The sequence below is a fragment of the Streptomyces sp. NPDC006691 genome (genome assembly GCF_042869955.1).
Lineage (GTDB): Bacteria > Actinomycetota > Actinomycetes > Streptomycetales > Streptomycetaceae > Streptomyces.
The window spans coordinates 45,422-68,583 of record NZ_JBIAGW010000024.1 but is presented as its reverse complement, the minus strand read 5'-3'; the positions used below and the strand labels follow the sequence as shown (position 1 = coordinate 68,583).

The following is a 23,162-nucleotide window of genomic DNA, read 5'->3' as shown; positions in this document are numbered from 1 at the left end:
GGGGGGTATCGGGGTGGGCAGAAACAGCGTGCGCGGGGAGGGGTCGCACGGACGCGTGGAGCGCGCGGGCGAACTCGGCTGGGACGAGAGCCTGTACGGGAACGACGCGTCCGGCGGCGCCGAAGGGGGCGGGGGCTCGGCCGTGCCCGGCCAGTCGGCCGCGCCGGGCGGCTCCGGCACGCCCGGGGGCTCGGCGGATTCCGGCGAGCCGGGTTCCGGCGGCGCGGGTTCCGGTGACGCGGTTTCCGGTGACGCGGTTTCCGGTGATCAGGGCTCCGGTGATCAAGGCTCCGGCGGGCGCCGCCGTGGCGGGTCGCGCAGACGCGGCAAGAAGCCCAGGCACCGCATACTGAAGTGGAGCGCGGTGGCACTCGCGTTCCTCATACTCGGGACGGCCGGCGCCGGATACCTCTACTACCAGCACCTCAACGCCAACATCCGCAAGGGCGACCGCAGTGCGGGCGGCAGCGACGCCAAGAAGGCCGCGCCCAACGCCCAGGGCCAGACCCCGCTGAACATCCTTCTGATCGGCTCGGACAGCCGGAACTCGGACGAGAACGTCGCGCTCGGCGGCGCCAAGCAGGACCGGGGCGGCGATCCGCACGCGGACGTGCAGATGCTGCTGCACGTCTCGGCCGACCGCAAGAACGCCTCGGTCGTGAGCATCCCGCGCGACGCCCGGGTGGACGTGCCCGAGTGCAAGGACACCACGAAGAACAAGGTCAATCCGCCCACCAACGCCATCATCAACGAGGCGCTCGGGCGCGGCGGCGCGGGCTGCGTCCTGGACACCTGGGAGAAGCTGACCGGCATCTACATCGACCACTGGATGATGGTCGACTTCGCCGGTGTCGTGGCCATCTCGGACGCGGTCGGCGGCGCGGACGTCTGTGTGAAGCAGAACATCGACGACCACCCCACCAAGCTCCAGCCCGGCGGCTCGCACCTGCACCTCACCGCGGGCAACCACACGGTGAAGGGCGAGCAGGCCCTGCAATGGCTGCGCACCCGGCACGCCTTCGGCAGTGACATCGGCCGCTCCGAGGCCCAGCACATGTACATGAACTCGGTGATCCGCAACCTCAAGGACCAGAACGCGTTCACCGACACGGGCCGTCTGATGGACATCGCCGAGACGGCGACCAAGTCGCTCCAGGTCTCCTCGGAACTCGGCACCGTCAAGAAGCTGTTCGACCTGGGCATGGAGCTCAAGGACATCCCCATGGACCGCATCAACATGCTGACCATGCCGAGGCTGCCCGACCCCAAGGACCCGGAATCCCACGTCATCCCGGACAAGGCCAAGGCCGACGCGCTGTGGGCGCTGCTGCGCGACGACAAGCCGCTGGACGGCAAGGACGACGGCAAGCCCGCCGCCCCGCCCGCCAAGGGCCCGGCCGCCGCGGCCCCCGGCTCGCTCGCCGTGAGCGTGGTCAACGGCACCGGAACCGGCGGCCGCACGGCGGTCAAGGGCCGGGCCACCGAGGTCGTCAACGCCCTCAAGGCCAAGGGCTTCACGAAGGCCGCGACGGGCACCAGCGACCCGGCTTCGACCAGCGAGGTCGACTATCCCCAGGGCGCCGGCGCCCAGGGCAAGTCGGACGCGGAGTCGGTCGCGACCGCGCTCGGCCTGCCCGCGAGCGCGGTCAAGGCCTCCGACGTCAAGGGCCTGACCCTGGTGGTCGGCGGCGACTGGCGCACCGGGACCAGCTATCCCAAGCAGGACCCGAAGGCCGCCGACCCGCTCAAGGGCACCGAGGCGGTCAACGGCGCCGACAAGGGCGCGTGCATGGAGGTCTACGCGCCCTACCGCTTCTAGCCGGCCGATGGGCCCGGTCGCGGGCCCGCACACACGAGGGGGCGCCCGGTGCTTTCAAGCACCGGGCGCCCCCTTTCCGCCCGTCCGTACGGGTCAGACGGACGTGGTCCGCACGGCCGGGCGGCGGCTCGCGATGACCTTGCGCGCCAGCGCCTTCGGACTGGTGAGGAAGCCGAAGCCCCACGACATGTGCATGGTGGCGAGCGCCACCGGGATCTGCGCGCGGGCCTTGAGCGAGAGCCCCTTGCCGGCCGGCAGCGAGCCCGCGGCGATCGCGGCCAGGTACCCGGCCGGAACGACGAACCCCCACGGCGTGAGCAGCGCGCCCACCACGACGCCCGCGGCGATCGCGCACACGGCGGTCGGCGGCGCCAGGTAGCGCAGGTTGATGGAGCCCTCGTGGTAGCGGGCCACCACATGGCGCCAACGCCCGTAGTCCTTGTACTGCTTGGCGAGCGCCTTCACCGAAGGACGCGGCCGGTACTGGACCTTGAGCTCGGGCGAGAACCAGATGAGGCCGCCGGCCTCCCTGATCCGGAAGTTCAGCTCCCAGTCCTGGGCGCGGATGAACTCCACGTTGTAGCCGCCCTGTTGCTCCAGGGCCTCACGTCGGAAGACGCCGAGATACACCGTCTCGGCGGGTCCTGCCGCGCCTCCGGTGTGGAAGGCGGCGTTGCCGACGCCGATCTTCGAGGTCATCGCGGCGGCGACCGCGTCCTCCCAGGCGTTCTCGCCCTCGGCGTGCATGATGCCGCCGACGTTCATCGCGCCGGTCTCCTCCAGGAGGCGTACGGCCGTGGCGATGTAGTGCTGCGAGAGCATGCCGTGGCCGTCGACGCGCACCACGATCGGGTGGCGGGAGGCCTTGATGGCGGCGTTCAGGGCCGCGGGCGTGCGCCCGGTGGGGTTGGGCACGGTGTGGACGCGGGGGTCCTCGCGCACCAGCTCGGCGGCGATCTCGTCGGTGCGGTCCGTGGACGGGCCGAGCGCGATCACCACCTCCATCTCGCCCTCGTACTCCTGCTCCAGGATGTGACGGACCGAGTTGCGCAGATGCCGCTCCTCATTGAGAACCGGCATGATCACGGAAACAGCAGGCGTGGCGTTCATCGGTGGTCACGTTACCGCGAACGGGGGACAAGGTCGCGCGGCGGCCGGGCGGTGCACGGGGTAGCTGATCGTATGGGCCTACGGTGCTCAAGATCCCCCTGTCGCACCCGCGGAGGTCCCCCGTGCCCACGCCGCCCCGCCCGCGCCCCGTACGACCCGGAAAGCCCCGCAGCAGACAGCAGGACGAGCGCCCCCGCTGGGGCATGCGGCTCGCGACCACCCTGTCCGTCCTGGTGCTCGGCGCGGGCGGGGTCGGCCATGCAGTGGTGACCAGCCTGGACGGCGGAATCGGCCGGGTGGACCCGTTCCGGGACATGAAGAACCGGCCGCAGGGCAGCCGCGGCACCAACATCCTGCTGGTCGGCACCGACGGGCGCGACAAGATCACGCCGGAGGAGAAGCAGAAGTACCGGCTCGGCGGGGCGCCCTGCCACTGCACCGACACGATCATGATGGTGCACGTGTCGGCGGACCGGGACCGGGTCAGCGTGGTGAGCCTGCCGCGCGACTCCTACGCCGAGGTCCCCGAGCACACCGACGAGGCCACCGGCCAGCACCACCCCCAGCACCCGGTGAAGCTGAACGCGGCCTACGCCGAGGGCGGGCCCTCGCTCACCGTGCGCACCGTCGAGAACATGACGGGCCTGAAGATCGACCACTATCTGGAGGTCGACTTCACCAGCTTCATGAAGACGGTCGACGTCGTCGGCGGTGTGCAGATCTGCACGGCCCGCCCCATGAAGGACTCCTACACCGGCCTCGACCTGACGGCCGGCACCCACCAACTGGGCGGCGGCGAGGCGCTCCAGTACGTGCGCTCCCGGCACACCGACGGCTCCGCCGACCTCGGCAGGATGCAGCGCCAGCAGCGCTTCCTCGCCGCGCTCCTGGCGAAGGCCACGAGCAACGGGGTGCTCCTGAACCCGGTGAAGTTCCGCGAGGTCGCCCAGTCCCTGCTCTCCTCGGTACGGGCCGACGAGGGCTTCGGGGTCGAGGAGATGCTGAGCTTCACCGCCGCGATGAAGGGCTTCACGCCCTCCTCGTCGGACTTCACCACGGTGCCGCTGGGGCAGCTCGGCGTGCAGATCAAGGGCATCGGCTCGACCGTGAAGTGGGACGAGGCGAAGTCCAAGAAGTTGTTCCAGCTGCTCCACGACGACCAGCCGCTGGCCCCGCACGCCCCGCCGAAGCCCGCCCCGAAACCGGCCGCCAAGGACGCGAAGCCGCCGGAGCCGCAGAAGGCGCCGGGCTCGATCGTCGAGGTCGCCCCGGACCAGATCAGGGTGCAGGTCTTCAACGGGACCCGCACCGACGGGCTCGGCCGCCGGGTGGACGACGCGTTGCACGCCACCGGCTTCAAGACCACCGGCGCGCCCCGGGCCAGCGCCAACCTCGACATGCGCCGCACCCTGATCGAGTACGACCCGCGCTGGGACCGCTCGGCGAAGTCCCTCGCGCTCGCCCTGCCGGGCAGTGAGCTGCGCGCGGTCAAGGGGCTCGGCGCCACGATGAAGGTGACGGCGGGCGCGGACTTCAAGGACGTCGTGCCGGTACGGGCGGAGGAGCAGCCGCAGGGCGACTTCGGCACGGTCACCGGCGACCGGGTGGTCTGCCCCTGACCTGCGGGTACGGCCAGGTGTGCGCGGGCCGCGCCCGGTCCCCGGCCCGCGCCCGGTCCCCGGCCCGGGGCCGGCATCCGGCTGCGGGCCGGCATCCGGCTGCGGGCCGGCATCCGGCTGCGGGCCGGCATCCGGCTGCGGGCCGGCATCCGGCTGCGGGCCGGCGTCCGGCTGCGGGCCGGCGTCCGGCTGCGCGCGGGCTAGTCGTCCAGGCCCTCGGCGGCGCGCTTCTCGCGCAGGTCCATGATCGCGCGGCGCCGGGCGAGCCGGTGGGTGCGGCGGATCTGGGCCTCCTGGTAGCGGCGCTCGTCGCGCTCGGTCTCCGGGATCACCGGCGGCACCGGGCGGGGCTTGCCGTCGGCGTCGACCGCCGCGAAGACGAGGTAGGCGGAGCCCACCTGCTGGGCCGGGGTGGACTCGTTCCAGCGCTCGGCCAGGACGCGTACGCCGACCTCCATGGAGGACCGGCCGGTCCAGTTGACCTGGGCCTTCACATGCACCAGGTCTCCGACCCTGACCGGCATGAGGAACGCCATCTCGTCCATCGACGCGGTGACCGCCGGACCGCCCGAGTGCCGCCCGGCGACCGCGCCCGCCGCGTCGTCCACCAGCTTCATGATCACGCCGCCGTGCACCGTGCCCAGGAGGTTGGTGTCGTGGCTGGTCATGATGTGGCTCAGGGTGGTTCGGGAGGCCGAGGTCGGCTTGCCCGGAAGATCAGTCATGCGTTCTACTTTAGGCGCCATACGATTTCCGGCTCATTGCATCAGCTGTGCAACAGCCCTGCTCCGAAATACCCCCTGCCCTGTCGGGCGCCGGGGGCCGCCGTGCATGCTGGTCCGCATGAACGAATGGCCCGACGCCCGCAATGGCAACGCCCGCGGAAACGGTGAGGACGCCTACGGCCGCGGCAGCTCCGCCGCGCAGCCCGAGGGCGCGCGCCGGATGCGGCACGTGCAGCGGCCCGTCCCCCAGCAGCAGCCCGCGTACGACGACGGCTACGGACAGCAGCCCGGCTACGCCCCGGGCGTGCCCAGCCAGGGCTCGTACGACAGCGGCTACAGCGAGGGCCATGTCTACGGCAGCCCCGCCGGCCGCGGCCCGGCCGGACCCGGCGGGCCGGACGGGCCCCGGGGGCCGCGGCGCGGCGGCGGCCGGCGGCCCGGCGCGGCGCCGAACTGGCGCAAGCGCATCACCGTCGGGGTGCTGGCCCTGGTCGCCGTGCTCCTGATCACCTCGGTCGCCACGTACTTCTGGGCGGACGGCAAGGTGCGCCGCGAGGTCGACCTGTCCAAGGTCATCGACCGGCCGGACACGGGCAAGGGCACCAACTACCTCATCGTCGGCTCCGACTCCCGCGACGGCATGTCCGCCGACGAGAAGAAGAAGCTGCACACCGGCTCCGCCGAGGGCAAGCGGACGGACTCGATGATCCTGCTGCACGTCGGCGACAACGGGAACACGATGGTCTCGCTGCCGCGCGACTCCTGGGTGACGATCCCCAGCTTCAAGGGCTCCCAGTCCGGCAAGTCGTTCCCCTCCCCGGGCAAGAACAAGCTGAACGCGGCCTTCTCCATCGACGGTCCCGAGCTGCTCGTGCGCACCGTCGAGGCCAACACCGGCCTGCACATCGACCACTACGCGGAGATCGGCTTCGCCGGGTTCGCCAACATCGTGGACGCGGTCGGCGGGGTCGAGCTCGACATCCCGCAGGACATCAAGGACAAGGACTCCGGCGCGGACTTCAAGAAGGGAAAGCAGACCCTCGACGGCCAGCAGGCCCTGGCTTTCGTCCGCAACCGGCACGGATATGCCGCCGGCGACCTGGAGCGCACGAAGAACCAGCAGAAGTTCCTTTCCGCGCTCGCCGCCCAGACCGCGACCCCGACGACGATCCTCAACCCGTTCAAGCTGTACCCGGTGATGGGCGCGGGCCTGGACACGCTGATCGTCGACAAGGACATGAGCCTGTTCGACCTGGGCTCGATGTTCTGGGCGATGAAGGGCATCACCGGCGGCGACGGCATCTCGATGAACATGCCGGTCGCGGGCGACGGCCCCCAGACCTCGCTGCTGTGGGACAAGCCGAAGGTCACGCAGCTGGTGAGCGAGCTGAAGAACGACGACAAGGTGACGGTCAAGTAGGCCGCCCCGAACGGCAGTTGGGCCCGGGCCCCGCGTTTCGACGCGGCGGCCCGGGCCTTTTCGCGACCGCCGGGCCGATGCGCCACCCGCATGACATGCCTCACAGTAAAGACACAGGAATCGAGGACAACTGTCCCGTTTCGCGGCGGTTGATTCCTGCGGAGTACGGTCTACTACTTTTAGGTACCGAGGAATTGCCTTTCTCGCTCCCCCTTTCCGGTCCTACGATCACTTCCGTCGCGCGGCGTGAACCCACCGCGGCGCGAACGGCACAGAATTTCGGACCCAGAAAAGGGCTCACTTGAATATCCGCCGCATTCTCGCCACCACCGTCGCCGCCGCCGTGACCGCCCCGGCCGTGCTGCTCTCGGTGTCTCCCGCGTTCGCCGCCGGCACGAAGCCCGCCGCGCAGACGCAGAAGCCCACGTTCGAGGAACTGAAGAAGGCAGCCGCCGACGCGGCGAAGGCGTACGACGACGCCGCCGGGGCCGTGGCCGACCAGGAGTCCTTCGTCAACCGCGTCATGGAGGACGACGCCCCCGAGGCCAAGGCGTTCCTTGACGCGATCGCCGCCGCCAAGAAGGCCAAGGAGGCCAAGGACACGGCCGATCAGTCGGTGAGCGAGGCGAAGGCCAAGCTCGCCGCGCTCCCCGAGACCGCCGGCGCCGAAGAGAAGGAGGCCGCCCGGAAGGCAGTCACCGACGCCGAGGCCACCGCCGCGGAGGCGGCCACGGCGCTGACGACGGCCGAGGCCGAGAAGAAGAGCGAGGGGAACGCCCTCGCCGACCTCCGGATCGCCGCCATGAGGAAGCTGAAGGCGGCGCGCACGGCGAAGGAAAGCGCGCAGAAGGCCAAGGACACAGCCGACGCGGCGCTCAAGACCGCCAAGGAGTGCGTCCGGCTGCCCGCGCTCTCCTCCCAGCTGAAGGGGCTGCCGGCGCAGGTCGTCGCGGGCACCTCGGTCGACTTCTCGTTCCAGGTCTCCAACGGCACCGACCGCACGCTCGACCTGCACCCGCTGTTCTTCGTCCACGCACAGCAGGCCAAGGCCCAGTGGCTCGACGGGTCGGTGTGGAAGGAACTGCCGGACGAGCCCGGCTGGGTCGCCTCGCAGACGGCCGTGAAGCCGGGCTCCGCGATCGAGGTGAAGATCCGTCTCACCGTCGACGCCAAGGCTCCGGCCGGCCACGGCGACGCGCTGATCGCGGGCGACGCCTCCGACCAGTACAACCCCTGCGTCCAGGGCCCGATGAAGGGCTACGGGTTCAAGGTGCTCACCGCCGGCAGCAAGCCGGACGGCGACGCCGCGAAGCCGCAGCCGACCGACGACAAGAACCGTCCGGAGCCGGGCACCAAGCCGACCGGGGGCGGCTCGACGCCCACCGCGCAGGGCGGGTCCGCGGCCACTCCGCTGAACACCACCGGCACCCCGGCCACCGGGGCGCTCGCCAGCACCGGTTCGTCCTCCGCCATGCCCCAGCTGGCCCTCGCGGGCGGCGCGGCCGTGGTGCTCGGCGCCGGCGCGGTCTTCGTCACCCGCCGCCGCAGGGCCGCCAACCGGACCTGACGGTCCCAGCAGAGCCGAAGGGCCCGCATCCGTGGCATGCGCCGGATGCGGGCCCTTCCCCAACTCGCCCGCGATTACGGCAGGTTGCGGCCTCGCTCCTAGGGCGTTCCTTCAGCGGTCCGGATGGCCTTGTGGAGTAGCTGTCGCGCCGTGTCCCCATAGACAGCGCTGCGTGACAGGGAGGCAAAAGCCCGTAGGTACTCCTGCACCTCGTGGCGGCTCGTCACCTTCACCTGGGCCGTCAGCGTCTCGACGCGCACCTCCTCCGAGTCGAAGGCATAGAAGGTCTCGATAGGCCAGATCTCGCGAGGCGCGTAGGAGGGAATGATCCCGAACGACACGTTCGGACGGCCCGTGACGGAGAGCATGTACCGAAGCTGCTCGGCGTGCAGGTTGCCAGGGAGGATCGACACATAGAGGGTTGCTTCTTCCATCACGACGGAGAGCACGTGGCGCCCCTCGTGCAGGACTCCGTGAGATCGCTCCTGTCGGGCCTCAACAGCCGCCTCCACTTCGTCGGGCAGCGAGAAGAACCGTTGGAGCTTGCGGAGGATTGAACGGCTGTACTCGGGTGTTTGGAGCATGCCCGGGTAGACGTTTCCGCTGTAGACGCGGAACATCTGGGTTTCGCGGTAGAGGTCGGTTGTGCGCTGCGTCTGAGCCATGCCGCCACGCGCCTTGTAGACCTGTTTCCACTCGGCATACAGGTTCCTCGCGTTCCGCGACGTCTCGATGATCGCATCGGCTTCTTCAGGGCGGCCACAGGCAGCACACCATGCCCGGATGTCAGCAGGCTTCGGCAACGCCTTCATCTGGACGATGCGATGCGTCTTGGCCCTGTGCCAGCCGCAGATAGCGGCCAGTTGAGCCCCCGATAGCTCAGCCTCCTGCATCATGCGGTTGAGGCGTTCAGCAACTGCCTTGTGCGCCGCTTGAGACGTGGACAGTGGAGAGGTCATCGACTGGCCGCTGTTCTGTTAGGCGATCGTGTACTTGTCGTGCGGGACGGCCCGTTTCCAGACTGCTTCGAACATCGCCGTGCATCTCGCGATTACGGCAGCATCCTCGCTGAAGTCTGTGTGCGTCCAACGGCTGTTGCCGTCGAAGACGTTGAACTGAACGATCTTGTCGTCGAAGATCCACACGTCGTTGCCGGGCAAGGAAAGGTCCGAAGCCTGACGGCGTGGAAGCCAACGAACATCCTCGCCGCAAGCGACGTTGCCGTAAGTGATGAAGTGCTCCCACCTGATGTAGTCCGAGGCGGGTTCACCGATCACCCTGGCCCGACGCACGGCAACCCCACGTTCCGTGGCTTCCCTGACCATGGTGTGCCAGTTGCTCCACCAAGACTCGCGGTCCTCCCAGTCCGTGCGCTCCCCTGCCAGCCAGGCATCGAACCGAGGCGACTCGCCGGGTACGGCGTAGGAGTCTCGGGTTTCGAGATGGAGGGCGTAGCGGTGAGTCTGGCCGAGGAGTTCAGCGAACCTCGATGGACTCTGCGACACCCTTGAGAAGCGGGATCATCCTCGGTTCGAGAACGATCAGTGACTCATCGTCTGCTCGGGGTGAGTCCTCGATCGTTCGAGACAGGGCCTCGACGTCCGCGTGACGGCCTTGAACAAGAAGCCGCCGGTCATCGTCTACCCACACGGCCGGACAGCCCTCTTCGCCCGACTCGGGATCTTTGCCGATGAAGGTGTAACCCACAGTGCGCCTCCCTGGAGAGAGTCGTTGCGTGCTGTTCACGGCACTCACTGTGCCGGAGCGAGACAGTGACGGTCACGGGAACTAAGGGATTCGCGCAACATCCCGCAACACGGGTTCTTTGGCGCCACCAGCCTTCCCAGACTGGGACCCACCGCAACGATGCGTGAGGGGAAGTCATGACTACTCCGTTGAAGTACCTACAGCCGCCGGTGGAGTTGCCCGGGGCGGTGGAAGCCTTTCTGTACGACTGCGCGCCGGCCGAGGCTTGTGGGGTGTGTACGGCACTCGTGAAGGAGTTGGAGGAGGCCAAGACGGCCCAGAGGTGGAGTGACGCCTACGACGCTGCGGCGGAGGTGCGAAACCACCCGCACGCGAAGCGGGGCCGTCGATGATGGACATGCAGGAATGGCGTGCGGCGTGGGATCGCGCGCAGGATGCCACGGACACGCTCAGAACGGCCCTGAGTGACATGGGGGCCGGTGAGACTCAGGGCATGCATCTGCGGCCGATGGTGAACCGCAGAGGGGCGGCGTGGGTGGACGTGGGGCAGTTGCCCGCCGATCTGGCCGCGAAGCTGGCGGACGTGATCAGGGTCGGGAGCCTCGACAACATCGGCCCTTCATGAGCCAGCAGGCGGCGTACGCGCCGGAGGAGCTGAGTCCTGACGAGACGATGGTCGAGCTGTACCGGCTGGCGTTGAGCATCGCCGCTGAGAACGGTTCCCACATCACCACCGGTGCTCGGGGGCTGGGCCCCTTCGCGTTCATGGCGGAGGTTCGCCGTCGTGGGGTGGCACTTCGCTTTCTCGACGCCCGCCAGTGACCGAGGCATGGACCGACCCGCGTTATCAGCCCATGGTGGAGTTCTTCGACAGGTATGTGGATAAGGCTCCTGCGAGCCGGAAGATCCACTGCCAAGTTTGCTACGGCGTCCGATGTCGCATCGTCGTCGATCACAGGACGTGGCACGTATACGACTACTGGACGTGTGACTGCGACGTGTAACGACGGTCCGTCCTTGATGCTCCCGCTCTCTCCAAGGTCGCGGCGGCGCGGTGTGGCAGGAGCGGGCCTCATTCCCCCGACCGGACACCTGCGAGGAGGGACAGGTCGTGTCCCCTCACTGAGAAGACACGCTCAGGCTCCCGGCCCGGTCCGCCCCAACGGGGTGCCATAGCAGGTACCTGCACGTGCCTGCGGTGGTGAGGGAATCCACCCCGCCCCCCTTTCTCTCGTCAGGGTGGCGGGGCCTCTTCGTGCGACGGGGACGACCCCACCGAGCGAGACCAAGTCGCCTGACCCGGCCCATACGAAAGGCCCCCTGCATCAAGCTGGGGGCCTTCGCGTTTACGCAGTTCAGAGCTGGTTCTGCGCTCGGTGTCCGCCCAGGATTCCCCCAGCATGACGCCCAGCAATACCCCCGAACGGACCCGAACGGACCCGAACGGACAGGAAGCCGACAGCCGCTCCTCGATCACCCGAGAGGGAATCTGACCTGCGACAACCCCGCTACGGCAGGTTGCGGGACATCACGATGCGCTGGACCTGATTCGTACCTTCATAAATCTGCGTGATCTTGGCATCGCGCATCATGCGCTCGACCGGGTAGTCGCGGGTGTAGCCGTAGCCACCGAGGAGCTGGACGGCGTCGGTGGTGATCTCCATGGCGACGTCGGAGGCGAAGCACTTGGCGGCGGCGCCGAAGAACGTCAGGTCGGAGTCGAGGCGCTCGGACTTGGCGGCGGCCGAGTAGGTGAGCTGGCGGGCGGCCTCCAGCTTCATGGCCATGTCGGCCAGCATGAACTGGATGCCCTGGAAGTCGGCGATCGCCTTGCCGAACTGCTTGCGCTCCTGGACGTAGCCCTTGGCGTAGTCGAGGGCGCCCTGCGCGATGCCGAGGGCCTGGGCCGCGATGGTGATGCGGGTGTGGTCCAGGGTCTTCATGGCGGTCGCGAAGCCCGTGCCCTCCTCGCCGATCATGCGGTCGGCGGGGATGCGGACGTTGTCCAGGTAGACCTCGCGGGTCGGCGAGCCCTTGATGCCGAGCTTCTTCTCCGGGGCGCCGAAGGAGACGCCCTCGTCCGACTTCTCCACGACGAAGGCGCTGATGCCCTTCGAGCGCTTCTCCGGGTCGGTCACGGCCATGACCGTGTAGTACTCGCTCTCACCGGCGTTGGTGATCCAGCGCTTCACGCCGTTGAGGACCCAGAAGTCCCCGTCGCGGACGGCCTTCGTCTTCATGCCGGCCGCGTCCGAACCGGCGTCCGGCTCGGAGAGGCAGTACGAGAACATGCCCTCGCCCTTGGCCAGCGGGCCCAGGTACTTCTTCTTCAGCTCCTCGGAACCGGAGAGGATCACCGGCAGCGAGCCCAGCTTGTTGACGGCGGGGATGAGGGAGGAGGAGGCGCAGACCCGCGCGACCTCCTCGATCACGATGACGGTCGCGAGCGCGTCGGCGCCCGCGCCGCCGTACTCCTCCGGCACGTGCACGGCGTGCAGGTCGTTGGCGACCAGCGCGTCGAGCGCCTCCCGGGGGAAGCGGGCCTGCTCGTCGACCTCGGCCGCGTACGGGCCGATCTTGGCCTCGGAGAGCGAGCGGATGGCGTCGCGGAGCATGTCGTGCTCCTCGGACGGGCGGTACAGGTCGAACTCCGAGTTGCCAGCCGTTCCGGCCAAGGTCTCTCACTCCCCAAGGGACGCTAACTACCGTTAAGTAACCTAATTTTAGGGGGCGGGACGGCCGCAGGCATACGTGAGCTTGGCGACAGCCCGAAAAAGGGGCCCCGACCGGGCCCGACTATGCTCGGGCAGCGCGTTTGTCGCCCGTATGCCCGAGCCCGCCTCCCGAGCCCGTACTTCCAGGAGCACCGCATGGCCCTCAAGATCACCGTGATCGGCACCGGATACCTCGGAGCCACCCATGCCGCGGCCATGGCGGAGCTGGGATTCGAGGTGCTCGGCCTCGATGTGGTCCCGGAGAAGATCGAGATGCTGGGCCAGGGGCGCGTCCCCATGTACGAGCCCGGCCTCGAAGAACTGCTCCGCAAGCACGTCGCGGGCATCGAGGGCGCGAGCGGGCGGCTGCGCTTCACCACCTCCTGGGAGGAGGTCGGCGCGTTCGGCGACGTCCACTTCGTGTGTGTGAACACCCCGCAGAAGCACGGCGAGTACGCCTGTGACATGAGCTACGTCGACGCCGCCTTCGGCTCGCTCGCCCCGCATCTGCGCGAGGGCGCGCTCGTCGTGGGCAAGTCCACCGTGCCGGTCGGCTCGGCGGCCCGGCTCGCCGAGACCCTGCCCGAGGGTGTGGAGCTGGCGTGGAACCCGGAGTTCCTGCGCGAGGGCTTCGCCGTCGACGACACCCTGCACCCGGACCGGCTCGTGGTCGGCGTGGAGAGCGAGCGCGCCGAGAAGCTGCTGCGCGAGGTGTACGCGGGCCCCATCGGCGAGGGCTCGCCGTTCGTGGTGACCGACTTCCCGACCGCCGAGCTGGTCAAGACGGCCGCCAACTCCTTCCTCGCCACCAAGATCTCGTTCATCAACGCCATGGCCGAGGTGTGCGAGGCCGCCGACGGCGACGTGGTGAAGCTCGCCGAGGCCATCGGCCACGACGAGCGGATCGGCAAGAAGTTCCTGCGGGCCGGCATCGGCTTCGGCGGCGGCTGCCTGCCCAAGGACATCCGGGCGTTCATGGCCCGGGCCGGCGAGCTCGGCGCCGACCAGGCGCTGACCTTCCTGCGCGAGGTCGACTCGGTCAACATGCGCCGGCGCGGCCACATGGTGGAGCTGGCCCGCGAGGCGGTGGGCGGCGAGACCTTCCTCGGCAAGCGGGTCGCGGTGCTCGGCGCCACCTTCAAGCCCGACTCCGACGACGTACGGGACTCCCCCGCGCTGAACGTCGCCGGGCAGATCCACCTCCAGGGCGGCCAGGTCACGGTGTACGACCCGAAGGGCATGGACAACGCCCGCCGCCTCTTCCCCACGCTCGGCTACGCGCCGACCGCCCTCGACGCGGTACGCGGCGCCGATGTCGTCCTGCACCTCACCGAGTGGCGCGAGTTCCGCGAGCTCGACCCGGCCGAGCTGGCCGGGGCCGCTGCCACCCGGATCATCCTGGACGGCCGCAACGCGCTCGACCCGGCCAAGTGGCGGGACGCGGGCTGGACCTACCGCGCGATGGGCCGCCCGCGCGCCTGAGCCCGGCGGCCTTGAGCCCCGCGCCTCCGTGCCTTGAGCCCTGCGCCTACGCCCCGTCGAGGTCCTCGATGGTGGCGCTCGACGCGGCCCTGCGAGGGGCGGTCGCCCGGGCCGTGAACTCCACGTCCCGGATCACCCGGGCGAGGTTCTCCCAGGTCAGCGCGGCGACCTCGGAATCGGTCCAGCCCCGGTCGAGGAGCTCGGCGATCAGGGTGGGATAGCAGGAGGCATCCTCAAGGCCGGTGGTGCGCGGCGCCCCGGTGATCAGCCCGTACGTCCCCGAGAGCCCCACATGGGCCGGCCCGGCCACCTCGCGCACCCGCTCGATGTGGTCCGCCACATCGCGTACGGAGACGGCCGGGCCGCCCCGCTCGATCTGCTCCGGGGCGAAGCTCACCAGACAGACCCCGCCCTGGTGACCCAGCGCCTTCAGCAGGTCGTCGGAGGCGTTCAGGGGGTGCTGGGTGAGCGAGGCCGCCGCCGAGCGCGACAGCAGCGCGGGCGCCTTCGAGGCGTCCAGCGTGCGGCGCCAGGTGGCGGGGGCGGCGCCGGACAGGTCGAGCAGTATCCCCAGCCGGTTCGACTCGCGCACCACCTCCAGACCGAAGCGGCTCAGGCCCGGCTCGGTCCAGGGGGTCCCCGGGGTCAGGGCCAGTGCCCGTACGCCGAGCACGTGGTAGGCCCGCAGGGTGCCGAGGGAGTTGCCGAGGGCGTGGGCCGCGACCGGGCCGAGGAACGAGGCGATGCGGCCGCAGTTGCGGGCGTCCGCGAGGTCCCCGGCGGTCAGCGCGAGGCGCAGCCACTCGGGGGAGGCGGCGATCAGGGTACGGATCCGGTCGAGCCGTTCCAGGGTGGCGCCGGCCGGGTCGGGGCAGCCGGGGTCGGAGGTCAGCGCCCAGAACTGCGCGCCGACGCCGCCGGCCCGGAGCCGGGGCAGATCCGTGTCGAGCGAGCTCTCACCGACCTCCAGGTCGTGCCAGGGGGCCTGCGCGAGGGCCTTCGCCAAGGTGTTGTGCCCGTCCGCCACGGGGTGCGCGGCGAGCAGGTCGCGGGCGCGGCCGAGGCGGTCGTCGGTGTCCGGGGCGGGTGCCGGGTCCGGGGGTGCGGCGGCCGGCGTGTCGAGTTCGCCGACCGCCGAGGTGCTCTGGGGGTCGTCCTGCAGATCTGCCATGACGGGCTCCCGGTATCGGCGGTGACGGCAGTACGGCCACGGTGTCACGGCGGGGCGGGCGGGTCACGGCGGACGGCGCGTTCGGGGGACCCCGAGGGCTCCGCCCCCGGACCCCGCGAGCCCCTCACCCCGCGAGCCCCTGGGGCTCCGCCCCAGACCCCGTTCGCGCCTGAACGGCGCTCGTCCTCAAACGCCGGACAGGCTGAAATGCCACGATGCGAGCCCGCACCGGGAAGGCTCGGCGCTCGGGAGGGCTAGCCGTCCAGGTCCGCCAGGGTCGCGTTGGAGGGGCCGCGCCGGGCGGACTGGTCGGCCGCGACCGACTCCGCGTCACGCAGGGCCCGTACCGCGTTGGACCACGTCAGCTTCGCCAGGTCCGCCGAGGACCAGCCGCGGGAGAGGAGCTCGGCCACCAGGTTCGGGTAGCCCGAGACGTCGTCCAGGCCGGCCGGGGTGAAGGCCGTGCCGTCGAAGTCGCCGCCGAGCCCGATGTGGTCGACGCCCGCGACCTCCCGCATGTGGTCGAGGTGGTCCGCCACGGTCGCGGCCGTGGCGACCGGCCGCGGATTCGCCGCCTCGAACGCCTCGTGCAGCTTCATCGCCTCGGGCGAGGTGTCCAGGTGGTGCAGCCCGTGCGCCCGCAGGTTCTCGTCCGCCGCCCGCGTCCACGCCACCGCCGCCGGCAGGATGAACTTCGGCACGAACGTCGCCATCGCCACGCCGCCGTTGCCGGGCAGCTGGGCGAGCACGTCGTCCGGGACGTTGCGCGGATGGTCGCAGATTGCCCGCGCGGAGGAGTGGGAGAAGATCACCGGGGCCACCGACGTCGACAGCGCGTCCCGCATCGTCGTCGCCGCCACGTGCGAGAGGTCCACCAGCATGCCCATGCGGTTCATCTCGCGCACGACCTCGTGGCCGAACGGCGAGAGCCCGCCCACGCCCGGCTCGTCCGTCGCCGAGTCCGCCCACGCGAGATTGTCGTTGTGGGTCAGGGTCATATAGCGCACGCCCAGCGCGTACAGCGCGCGCAGCGTGGCGAGGGAGTTGTTGATCGAGTGGCCGCCCTCGGCACCCTTGAGCGAGGCGATGCGGCCCTCGGCGCGGGCCTTCTCCATGTCGTCCGCCGTCAGCGCGGGCGCCAGGTCGCCGGGGTAGCGCGCCAGCATCTGGTCGACGCAGTCGATCTGCTCCAGGGTCGCGCTGACCGCCTCGTCACCGGCCAGGTCGGTCCGTACGTACACGGACCAGAACTGCGCCCCGACCCCGCCGGCCCGCAGCCGGGCGAGGTCGGTGTGGGTGCGGCCGGTCAGGTCGGTCGCCAGGTCGCAGCGGTCCAGGTCGTAGCGGGCCTTCGCGCGCAGGGCCCAGGGCAGGTCGTTGTGGCCGTCGACCACGGGGTGCGCGGCGAGCAGCGCGCGGGCTTCGTCGAGATGAGTCGTGGCAGGTGTCATGGGACTCACTTTCCGAATCCGAAGGCGCCCGAACCCTCGACCTTCGCCCGCAGCCGCTTGCCCTTCTCGGTGGCCTGGTCGTTCAGCTCCTGCTGGAACTCCCGCATGCGGGCGAGGAGTTCGGGATCCTGGGTGGCCAGGATGCGGGCCGCGAGCAGCCCCGCGTTGCGCGCGCCGCCGACCGACACGGTGGCGACCGGCACGCCCGCGGGCATCTGCACGATGGAGAGCAGCGAGTCCATGCCGTCCAGGTACTTGAGCGGGACGGGGACGCCGATGACCGGGAGCGGGGTCACGGAGGCGAGCATGCCGGGCAGGTGGGCGGCGCCGCCCGCGCCCGCGATGATCGCCTTCAGGCCGCGGCCCGCGGCCTCCTCGCCGTACGCGATCATCTCGCGCGGCATCCGGTGCGCGGAGACGACGTCGACCTCGTAGCGGATCTCGAACTCGTCCAGCGCCTTGGCCGCGGCCTCCATGACCGGCCAGTCGGAGTCCGAGCCCATGACGATGCCGACGACCGGACCGGCGTTGCTGGTGGTGCTCATTCGGTGATCGTTCCCCTGAGGTAGTCGGCTGCGTGGCGGGCCCGCTCGCGGACCTCCGCGAGGTCGTCGCCGTAGGTGTTGACGTGGCCCACCTTGCGGCCCGGCTTCACGTCCTTGCCATACATGTGGATCTTGAGCTGCGGGTCGCGGGCCATGCAGTGCAGGTACGCGTAGTACATGTCCGGGTAGTCGCCGCCGAGCACGTTGCACATCACGGTCCACTTCGACCGCGGGCGCGGGTCGCCCAGGGGGAGGTCGAGGACGGCGCGGACGTGGTTGGCGAACTGCGAGGTGATCGCGCCGTCCTGGGTCCAGTGGCCGGAGTTGTGCGGGCGCATCGCCAGCTCGTTGACGAGGATGCCGGGCACCCCGTCGGCGTCGCGGATCTCGAACAGCTCGACCGCGAGGTGGCCGACGACACCGAGCTCGGACGCGATGCGCAGGGCGAGCTGCTGTGCCTCGCCCGCCAGCTCGTCGCCGAGGTCCGGCGCGGGGGCGATCACCGTGTCGCAGACCCCGTCGACCTGGATCGACTCGACGACCGGGTAGGCCACGGCCTGGTCGCTGGGGGACCGTACGACGTTGGCCGCCAGCTCCCGCACGAAGTCGACCTTCTCCTCGGCGAGGACGTCGACGCCCGCCTTGAAGGCGTCGGCCGCGTCCGCCTCGGAGCGCACGAACCACACGCCCTTGCCGTCGTAGCCGCCGACCACCGTCTTGAGGATGACGGGATAGCCGTCGCCCTCCGCGGCGAACGCGCTCACGTCCGCGGGATCGGCCACGATGCGGTGGCGGGGGCAGGGCGCGCCGATCGCGCTGAGCCGGGCGCGCATCACCCCCTTGTCGTGGGCGTGCACCAACGCGTCGGGCCCCGGCCGGACGGCGATGCCGTCCGCTTCCAGGGCCCGTAGGTGCTCGGTCGGCACGTGCTCGTGATCGAAGGTGATCACGTCACAGCCGCGCGCGAAGTCACGCAGCGTGTCCAGGTCGCGATAGTCGCCGACGACGACCTCGCTCACCACCTGGGCCGCCGAGTCCTGCGGGGTGTCACTGAGGAGCTTGAATCTGATGCCGAGGGGGATACCCGCCTCGTGGGTCATGCGGGCGAGCTGACCGCCGCCGACCATGCCGACTACCGGGAACGTCACGCCTCCAGGGTATCCGCCGCCCCGGCGGGCCCTCCAGGGCCGGGTTCCGGTGCGCGGAATCCGGGTGCCCACGGGCAATGCACAGGGGGGGTGGTTAGCATGGGCGGGTTGACTGGCACGAAAAGCACACCGACTCGGACGGGGCTGGGCGATCACCATGAGTGCACAGGGCGCGTCGCCATCGCGGCTGCGACTGCTCGTCCGCGAGGTCGCCAAATTCGGCGCCGTGGGCGGTCTCGGGGTGCTCGTGAACATGGGCGCCTTCAACCTGCTGCGGCACGCGACCGACCTCCAGGTGGTGCGGGCCAGTCTGCTGGCCACCGCGATCGCGATCGCGTTCAACTACGTGGGCTTCCGCTACTTCGCCTACCGCGACCGTGAGAAGAGCGGCCGGGCCCGTGAGCTCACGCTGTTCCTGCTGTTCAGCGTCGTCGGCGCGGTGATCGAGAACGGAATCCTGTACGTGGCGACGTACGGCTTCGAGTGGAACAGCCCGTGGCAGAACAACTTCTTCAAGTTCCTCGGCATCGGGCTCGGCACCCTGTTCCGGTTCTGGTCCTACCGCACCTGGGTGTTCCGCGCGCTCCCGGCCCGGGAGGCAGTACAGACGGCCGAATCGTTTCTCGACGACCCCCGGCCCGCCGTCCCCGCCAAGCACTGACCGTCGGCCCCACTGACCGCACCCCCGAGCAGGCCCCCGGGCCGCTTCCGGGTCCTGGCCGGCCGCTTCCGGGGCCCAGCGGATCGTCGGCTCAGCGGATCGTCGTCGTACGCTCCGGCTCCCGGTGGCCGCGCGCCTCGCGGCTGAGGAAGAGCGCGAACACGGCCGGCTGCTGCTGGAGCATCTCAAGGCGTCCCCCGTCGGCCTCCGCCAGATCGCGGGCGACCGCGAGGCCGATGCCCGTGGAGTTGCGGCCGCTGATGGTCCGCTCGAAGATCCGCGCACCCAGGTCGGGCCGCACTCCGGGGCCCTCGTCGGTGACCTCGACCACGGCCTGGTTGCCGGTGACGCGGGTGCGCACCGCGACCGTGCCGCCGCCGTGCATCAGGGAGTTCTCGATCAGCGCGGCGAGCACCTGGGCGACCGCGCCGGGGGTGCCGACCGCCTTGAGGCCGGTCTTGCCGGAGCGGACGATCGCGCGGCCCTCGCCGCGGTAGGCCGGGCGCCACTCCTCCAGCTGCTGCTTGACGACCTCGTCGAGCGAGAAGACCACGGCCGAACCGGTGCGCGGATCACGGCTGTTGGTGAGGAGCCGCTCCACCACGTCGGTGAGCCGCTCGACCTGGGTGAGCGCGATCGTGGCCTCGTCCTTGACCGTGTCGAGGTCGTCGGTGAGGGCGATCTCCTCCAGGCGCATGGACAGCGCCGTCAGCGGCGTGCGCAGCTGGTGCGAGGCGTCGGCCGCGAGCCGCCGCTCCGCCGTGAGCATCCGGCCGATCCGGTCGGCCGAGGAGTCGAGCACATCGGCGACCCGGTCCAGCTCGGGCACCCCGTACCGCTTGTGCCGCGGGCGCGGGTCGCCCGAGCCGAGCCGCTCGGCGGTCTCGGCGAGGTCGGTGAGCGGGGAGGCCAGCTTGTTGGCCTGGCGTACGGCGAGGAGTACCGCGGACACGATGGCGAGCAGGGCGACCGCGCCGATGATCAGCAGCGTGCGCCCGACCTCCTTGGTGACCGTGGAGCGGGACTCCTCGACCAGGACGGACTCGCCGCGCTCGCCCACGGCGGTGCCCTTGATGACCGTGCCCTCGGGCTTCTGCCCGATCTCCATCACCGGGCGGCCGGGGATCGCGATGCGGGCGTAGCGCTTGGGGTCGATCTGTTCGTTCAGGACCTGCGCGTTGATCGTCTCGTTCGCCAGGGTGCGGCTGTCGACGACGGACACCAGCCGCAGCGCCTCGGAGTTGACGCTCTCCTGGGCACTGCTGCTGATGGTCCGGGTCTCGACGATGACGAGGGAGACGCCGAAGACCGCGATCACCACGAGAACGACCGCGAGTGTGGAGTTGATCAGCCGACGGCGCATGTGCGGAGGTGCTCTAACTCTTCTCGAAGCGGAAGCCGACTCCGCGGACGGTGGCGATGTAGCGCGGGTTGGCCGCGTCGTCGCCGAGCTTCTTGCGCAGCCACGAGATGTGCATGTCGAGCGTCTTGGTCGAGGACCACCAGGTGGTGTCCCAGACCTCGCGCATCAGCTGATCGCGGGTCACCACCCGGCCCGCGTCCCGGACCAGGACCCGCAGCAGGTCGAACTCCTTGGCGGTGAGCTGGAGCTCCTCGTCGCCCATCCAGGCGCGGTGCGACTCGACGTCGATCCGCACGCCGTGGGTGGCGGGCTGGGGCGCCGGCTCGGTGGCCCCGCGCCGCAGCAGCGCCCGGACCCTCGCGAGGAGTTCGGCCAGCCGGAAGGGCTTGGTCACATAGTCGTCGGCACCGGCGTCGAGGCCGACCACGGTGTCCACTTCATCGGCGCGGGCGGTGAGCACGAGGATGGGGACGGTGTGTCCCTCGGAGCGCAGCCTCCGGGCGACTTCGAGGCCGTCCATGCCGGGGAGCCCCAGGTCGAGCACGACCAGGTCGGCGCCCCCCTGCAGTCCGGCGTCGAGGGCGGTCGGGCCGTCCTCGCGCACCTCGACCTCGTATCCCTCCCTGCGCAGGGCGCGGGCCAGCGGCTCCGAGATGGACGCGTCGTCCTCGGCGAGCAGTACACGGGTCATGGAGGTGATGGTAGTCCGCGACGGCGACAATGCGTCAGGTGATCCACCCGCCCTGCGGCTCTGTGGAGTGATCTTGTTTAACACCTTCGAATATGGGTGAGCGGTTCCAGGGAAGCCTGTGATCCATGTCTCAAGTCCTTCCATATGCCGCAGTGTGGTGACGTATGGTGTCCCGACGCCTATAGCACTACTCAAGGACCTTTGGCCTGCTTGGCGCGCCAAGGGTCTCTTTTCTGCACAAGACCGGCTGAGCCAGTCTTGAGATCAGTGAATGACCTACGGGCCGGGCCCCAGCGCGACGAAGCGCACGGGGTGTGGATCCCGGTGTGGTCCGTCCGTTCCGCGCTCCCCCACGGAGCCGGACCCCGAAGGCGTCGGGGGGACGGCTGCCATGCCGGTGCCGGCCCTCCCCCACCGGGCGCGACTCAACGCTCACGAAGCGCGCGTCCCGAGCAAGCAAGGATCGACCATGGCGTCCAGCCTGACGAAGGACTCCGCCAGTACCACTGGCAGCGAGAAGACCTTCTTCGGCCACCCCCGCGGCCTGGCCACTCTGTTCATGACCGAGATGTGGGAGCGGTACAGCTTCTACGGCATGAAGGCCCTGCTCCCGCTGTACTTGATCGCGCCCGGTGGCCTTCACATGAATCCCACCACCGCCACCGCGATCTACTCCGTCTACATGGCGATGGTCTACCTGCTCGCCATGCCGGGCGGCTGGATCGCGGACCGCTTCTGGGGTCCGCGCAAGACGGTCGCGATCGGCGCCGGCATCGTCATCCTCGGCCACATCACGCTGGCGGTTCCCTCGACGCCCTCGTTCTTCGCGGGTCTCGTGCTGGTCGCGCTGGGCTCCGGCCTCCTGAAGGCCAACATCTCGACGATGGTCGGTCACCTCTACAAGGGTCCCGAGGACCCGCGTCGTGACGGTGGCTTCACGCTCTTCTACATCGGCATCAACATGGGTGCCTTCCTCGCCCCGCTGTCCATCGGCACCGTCGGCGAGAAGGTCAACTGGCACTTCGGCTTCACCCTCGCCGCGATCGGCATGGCGCTGGGCCTCGCCCAGTTCCTGCTCGGCTCCCGCCACCTGAGCGCGGAGAGCGACGTCGTCGCTCAGCCCGTGACGCAGGAGGAGAAGCGGTCCGTGCTCCGCAAGGGGCTGATCTGGCTGATCGTCGCCGCGGCCCTCTACATCGGCCTCGCCGTGACGGGGAACTTCGCCGACTGGGCGATGATGCCGGTCACCATCGCCGGTCTGGTCATCCCGATCGCCGTTCTGGCCCGCATGAAGCGCGACAAGGACCTCAGCGAGGTCGAGCAGTCCAAGCTCTCGGGTTACGTCTGGTTCTTCGTCGTCGCCGCCGTCTTCTGGATGATCTACGACCAGAACGGCTCGACGCTGTCGATCTTCGGCAAGAACTCGACCACCAACGACCTGCTGGGCTTCCACTTCCCGACGTCCTGGTACCAGTCGCTGAACCCGGTGTTCATCATGGCGCTGGCCCCCCTCGTGGCCTCGGGCTGGCTGTGGCTGAACAAGCGCGGCAAGGAGCCGAGCACGGCGGTGAAGTTCGCCTCCAGCCTCGCGCTGATCGGCATCTCCTTCGTCGTCTTCCTCATCCCGCTGATCGACACCGCGAACAACGGCGGCCGGGTCAGCCCGATGTGGCTGGTGGCCATCTACTTCGTCCAGACCGTGGGTGAGCTGTGCCTGTCCCCGGTCGGCCTCTCCGTCACCACGAAGATGGCCCCGGCGAAGTACAGCTCGCAGATGATGGGCGTCTGGTTCCTCGCGGTCACCGCCGGTGACTCCCTGGCCGGTCTGCTCACCTCGCCGCAGCTCAACGTCAACCTCAACACCGTCGGCGCGGTCAGCGTCGAGGCGGTCGTGGCGGTCGTGGCGGGCATCGGCATCTGGATGTACCGCAACAAGGTCAAGCGGCTGATGGGCAGCGTCAACTGACGC

The 23,162-nt window shown here is 69.9% G+C and carries 22 protein-coding genes; 10 read left to right on the top strand and 12 right to left on the bottom strand.

Going from position 1 to position 23,162, the window contains the following annotated elements:
- The first annotated feature begins 13 nt into the window (after nucleotides 1–13).
- Nucleotides 14–1,819, top strand: a complete 1,806-nt coding sequence (locus ACFYNP_RS33930) for an LCP family protein (protein ID WP_388791007.1) — start codon at nucleotides 14–16, stop codon at nucleotides 1,817–1,819.
- Between the two features lie 93 nt (nucleotides 1,820–1,912).
- Here ACFYNP_RS33930 and ACFYNP_RS33925 read toward each other — a convergent pair whose 3' ends face one another.
- On the bottom strand, nucleotides 1,913–2,929 hold the full coding sequence (locus ACFYNP_RS33925) for a glycosyltransferase family 2 protein (protein WP_388416396.1): 1,017 nt from the start codon (nucleotides 2,927–2,929) through the stop codon (nucleotides 1,913–1,915).
- Between the two features lie 203 nt (nucleotides 2,930–3,132).
- Here ACFYNP_RS33925 and ACFYNP_RS33920 point away from each other — a divergent pair, with 203 nt between their 5' ends.
- Nucleotides 3,133–4,548 (top strand): LCP family protein, encoded by a 1,416-nt coding sequence (locus tag ACFYNP_RS33920; RefSeq protein WP_388416830.1) that lies wholly within the window; start codon nucleotides 3,133–3,135, stop codon nucleotides 4,546–4,548.
- Between the two features lie 200 nt (nucleotides 4,549–4,748).
- On the opposite strand, the gene ACFYNP_RS33915 is transcribed toward ACFYNP_RS33920, so the two are convergent.
- A complete protein-coding gene (locus ACFYNP_RS33915) occupies nucleotides 4,749–5,273 on the bottom strand; it encodes an acyl-CoA thioesterase (RefSeq protein WP_388416399.1) in 525 nt (174 codons plus the stop codon).
- A gap of 118 nt (nucleotides 5,274–5,391) precedes the next feature.
- Between ACFYNP_RS33915 and ACFYNP_RS33910 the strand changes: the two genes are divergently transcribed.
- Complete coding sequence (locus tag ACFYNP_RS33910; protein WP_388416402.1) at nucleotides 5,392–6,693, top strand: LCP family protein; 1,302 nt, start codon at nucleotides 5,392–5,394, stop codon at nucleotides 6,691–6,693.
- A gap of 301 nt (nucleotides 6,694–6,994) precedes the next feature.
- A complete protein-coding gene (locus tag ACFYNP_RS33905; RefSeq protein ID WP_388791005.1) occupies nucleotides 6,995–8,260 on the top strand; it encodes an LPXTG cell wall anchor domain-containing protein in 1,266 nt (421 codons plus the stop codon).
- 98 nt (nucleotides 8,261–8,358) lie between these two features.
- On the opposite strand, the gene ACFYNP_RS33900 is transcribed toward ACFYNP_RS33905, so the two are convergent.
- Genes ACFYNP_RS33900 through ACFYNP_RS33890 form a run of 3 tightly spaced genes read right to left on the bottom strand, consistent with a single transcriptional unit; the run spans nucleotide 8,359 to nucleotide 10,006 of the window.
- Nucleotides 8,359–9,219: a helix-turn-helix domain-containing protein gene (locus ACFYNP_RS33900; RefSeq protein WP_388791003.1), complete on the bottom strand. Its 861-nt coding sequence runs from the start codon at nucleotides 9,217–9,219 to the stop codon at nucleotides 8,359–8,361.
- A gap of 18 nt (nucleotides 9,220–9,237) precedes the next feature.
- Nucleotides 9,238–9,765: a DUF6879 family protein gene (locus ACFYNP_RS33895; protein ID WP_388791001.1), complete on the bottom strand. Its 528-nt coding sequence runs from the start codon at nucleotides 9,763–9,765 to the stop codon at nucleotides 9,238–9,240.
- Nucleotides 9,737–10,006 (bottom strand): hypothetical protein, encoded by a 270-nt coding sequence (locus ACFYNP_RS33890; protein ID WP_388790999.1) that lies wholly within the window; start codon nucleotides 10,004–10,006, stop codon nucleotides 9,737–9,739. The genes ACFYNP_RS33895 and ACFYNP_RS33890 overlap by 29 nt, the downstream gene beginning before the upstream one ends.
- A 137-nt stretch (nucleotides 10,007–10,143) precedes the next feature.
- Here ACFYNP_RS33890 and ACFYNP_RS33885 point away from each other — a divergent pair, with 137 nt between their 5' ends.
- From ACFYNP_RS33885 to ACFYNP_RS33875, 3 genes are read left to right on the top strand one after another with little or no spacing between them, the layout of a single operon-like run.
- Nucleotides 10,144–10,359: a hypothetical protein gene (locus ACFYNP_RS33885; protein WP_388790997.1), complete on the top strand. Its 216-nt coding sequence runs from the start codon at nucleotides 10,144–10,146 to the stop codon at nucleotides 10,357–10,359.
- A complete protein-coding gene (locus tag ACFYNP_RS33880; RefSeq protein WP_388790995.1) occupies nucleotides 10,356–10,592 on the top strand; it encodes a hypothetical protein in 237 nt (78 codons plus the stop codon). The genes ACFYNP_RS33885 and ACFYNP_RS33880 overlap by 4 nt, the downstream gene beginning before the upstream one ends.
- Nucleotides 10,589–10,789 carry a hypothetical protein gene (locus ACFYNP_RS33875; RefSeq protein ID WP_388790993.1) on the top strand — a complete coding sequence of 67 codons (201 nt, stop codon included), beginning with the start codon at nucleotides 10,589–10,591 and terminating at the stop codon, nucleotides 10,787–10,789. The genes ACFYNP_RS33880 and ACFYNP_RS33875 overlap by 4 nt, the downstream gene beginning before the upstream one ends.
- Nucleotides 10,790–11,475: 686 nt before the next feature.
- On the opposite strand, the gene ACFYNP_RS33870 is transcribed toward ACFYNP_RS33875, so the two are convergent.
- Nucleotides 11,476–12,642, bottom strand: a complete 1,167-nt coding sequence (locus tag ACFYNP_RS33870) for an acyl-CoA dehydrogenase family protein (protein ID WP_267907176.1) — start codon at nucleotides 12,640–12,642, stop codon at nucleotides 11,476–11,478.
- 195 nt (nucleotides 12,643–12,837) lie between these two features.
- On the opposite strand from ACFYNP_RS33870, the gene ACFYNP_RS33865 reads away from it, so the two are divergent.
- A complete protein-coding gene (locus ACFYNP_RS33865; protein WP_388416419.1) occupies nucleotides 12,838–14,163 on the top strand; it encodes a UDP-glucose dehydrogenase family protein in 1,326 nt (441 codons plus the stop codon).
- Between the two features lie 46 nt (nucleotides 14,164–14,209).
- On the opposite strand, the gene ACFYNP_RS33860 is transcribed toward ACFYNP_RS33865, so the two are convergent.
- From ACFYNP_RS33860 to ACFYNP_RS33845, 4 genes are all read right to left on the bottom strand, one after another.
- Nucleotides 14,210–15,334 (bottom strand): dipeptidase, encoded by a 1,125-nt coding sequence (locus ACFYNP_RS33860; RefSeq protein ID WP_388790991.1) that lies wholly within the window; start codon nucleotides 15,332–15,334, stop codon nucleotides 14,210–14,212.
- Nucleotides 15,335–15,588: 254 nt separating this feature from the next.
- Entirely contained in the window at nucleotides 15,589–16,785 is a 1,197-nt protein-coding gene (locus ACFYNP_RS33855) for a dipeptidase (RefSeq protein ID WP_388790989.1), read from the bottom strand.
- 5 nt (nucleotides 16,786–16,790) lie between these two features.
- Nucleotides 16,791–17,330 (bottom strand): 5-(carboxyamino)imidazole ribonucleotide mutase, encoded by a 540-nt coding sequence (gene purE, locus ACFYNP_RS33850; RefSeq protein WP_100574202.1) that lies wholly within the window; start codon nucleotides 17,328–17,330, stop codon nucleotides 16,791–16,793.
- Nucleotides 17,327–18,457: a 5-(carboxyamino)imidazole ribonucleotide synthase gene (locus ACFYNP_RS33845; protein ID WP_388416833.1), complete on the bottom strand. Its 1,131-nt coding sequence runs from the start codon at nucleotides 18,455–18,457 to the stop codon at nucleotides 17,327–17,329. Before ACFYNP_RS33845 ends, purE begins: the two co-directional genes overlap by 4 nt.
- 178 nt (nucleotides 18,458–18,635) lie before the next feature.
- Here ACFYNP_RS33845 and ACFYNP_RS33840 point away from each other — a divergent pair, with 178 nt between their 5' ends.
- On the top strand, nucleotides 18,636–19,139 hold the full coding sequence (locus tag ACFYNP_RS33840; protein ID WP_100574201.1) for a GtrA family protein: 504 nt from the start codon (nucleotides 18,636–18,638) through the stop codon (nucleotides 19,137–19,139).
- 91 nt (nucleotides 19,140–19,230) lie between these two features.
- Here the strand turns inward: ACFYNP_RS33840 and ACFYNP_RS33835 are convergent, their stop codons facing one another.
- Both ACFYNP_RS33835 and ACFYNP_RS33830 read right to left on the bottom strand, forming a co-directional pair.
- On the bottom strand, nucleotides 19,231–20,502 hold the full coding sequence (locus ACFYNP_RS33835; protein ID WP_388416429.1) for an ATP-binding protein: 1,272 nt from the start codon (nucleotides 20,500–20,502) through the stop codon (nucleotides 19,231–19,233).
- Between the two features lie 13 nt (nucleotides 20,503–20,515).
- Entirely contained in the window at nucleotides 20,516–21,193 is a 678-nt protein-coding gene (locus ACFYNP_RS33830) for a response regulator transcription factor (protein ID WP_100574199.1), read from the bottom strand.
- A gap of 469 nt (nucleotides 21,194–21,662) precedes the next feature.
- Here ACFYNP_RS33830 and ACFYNP_RS33825 point away from each other — a divergent pair, with 469 nt between their 5' ends.
- A complete protein-coding gene (locus tag ACFYNP_RS33825) occupies nucleotides 21,663–23,159 on the top strand; it encodes a peptide MFS transporter (protein WP_388416431.1) in 1,497 nt (498 codons plus the stop codon).
- The last annotated feature ends 3 nt before the right edge of the window (nucleotides 23,160–23,162 follow it).

What these genes read in the sequence shown, in the direction of transcription:
- ACFYNP_RS33925 (WP_388416396.1), bottom strand. Translation starts at nt 2,929, where the DNA reads ATGAACGCCACGCCTGCTGTTTCCGTGATCATGCCGGTTCTCAATGAG.
- ACFYNP_RS33920 (WP_388416830.1), top strand. Translation starts at nt 3,133, where the DNA reads ATGCGGCTCGCGACCACCCTGTCCGTCCTGGTGCTCGGCGCGGGCGGG.
- ACFYNP_RS33915 (WP_388416399.1), bottom strand. Translation starts at nt 5,273, where the DNA reads ATGACTGATCTTCCGGGCAAGCCGACCTCGGCCTCCCGAACCACCCTG.
- ACFYNP_RS33910 (WP_388416402.1), top strand. Translation starts at nt 5,392, where the DNA reads ATGAACGAATGGCCCGACGCCCGCAATGGCAACGCCCGCGGAAACGGT.
- ACFYNP_RS33900 (WP_388791003.1), bottom strand. Translation starts at nt 9,219, where the DNA reads ATGACCTCTCCACTGTCCACGTCTCAAGCGGCGCACAAGGCAGTTGCT.
- ACFYNP_RS33885 (WP_388790997.1), top strand. Translation starts at nt 10,144, where the DNA reads ATGACTACTCCGTTGAAGTACCTACAGCCGCCGGTGGAGTTGCCCGGG.
- ACFYNP_RS33880 (WP_388790995.1), top strand. Translation starts at nt 10,356, where the DNA reads ATGATGGACATGCAGGAATGGCGTGCGGCGTGGGATCGCGCGCAGGAT.
- ACFYNP_RS33875 (WP_388790993.1), top strand. Translation starts at nt 10,589, where the DNA reads ATGAGCCAGCAGGCGGCGTACGCGCCGGAGGAGCTGAGTCCTGACGAG.
- ACFYNP_RS33865 (WP_388416419.1), top strand. Translation starts at nt 12,838, where the DNA reads ATGGCCCTCAAGATCACCGTGATCGGCACCGGATACCTCGGAGCCACC.
- ACFYNP_RS33860 (WP_388790991.1), bottom strand. Translation starts at nt 15,334, where the DNA reads ATGGCAGATCTGCAGGACGACCCCCAGAGCACCTCGGCGGTCGGCGAA.
- ACFYNP_RS33855 (WP_388790989.1), bottom strand. Translation starts at nt 16,785, where the DNA reads ATGACACCTGCCACGACTCATCTCGACGAAGCCCGCGCGCTGCTCGCC.
- purE (WP_100574202.1), bottom strand. Translation starts at nt 17,330, where the DNA reads ATGAGCACCACCAGCAACGCCGGTCCGGTCGTCGGCATCGTCATGGGC.
- ACFYNP_RS33845 (WP_388416833.1), bottom strand. Translation starts at nt 18,457, where the DNA reads ATGGTCGGCGGCGGTCAGCTCGCCCGCATGACCCACGAGGCGGGTATC.
- ACFYNP_RS33840 (WP_100574201.1), top strand. Translation starts at nt 18,636, where the DNA reads ATGAGTGCACAGGGCGCGTCGCCATCGCGGCTGCGACTGCTCGTCCGC.
- ACFYNP_RS33835 (WP_388416429.1), bottom strand. Translation starts at nt 20,502, where the DNA reads ATGCGCCGTCGGCTGATCAACTCCACACTCGCGGTCGTTCTCGTGGTG.
- ACFYNP_RS33830 (WP_100574199.1), bottom strand. Translation starts at nt 21,193, where the DNA reads ATGACCCGTGTACTGCTCGCCGAGGACGACGCGTCCATCTCGGAGCCG.
- ACFYNP_RS33825 (WP_388416431.1), top strand. Translation starts at nt 21,663, where the DNA reads ATGGCGTCCAGCCTGACGAAGGACTCCGCCAGTACCACTGGCAGCGAG.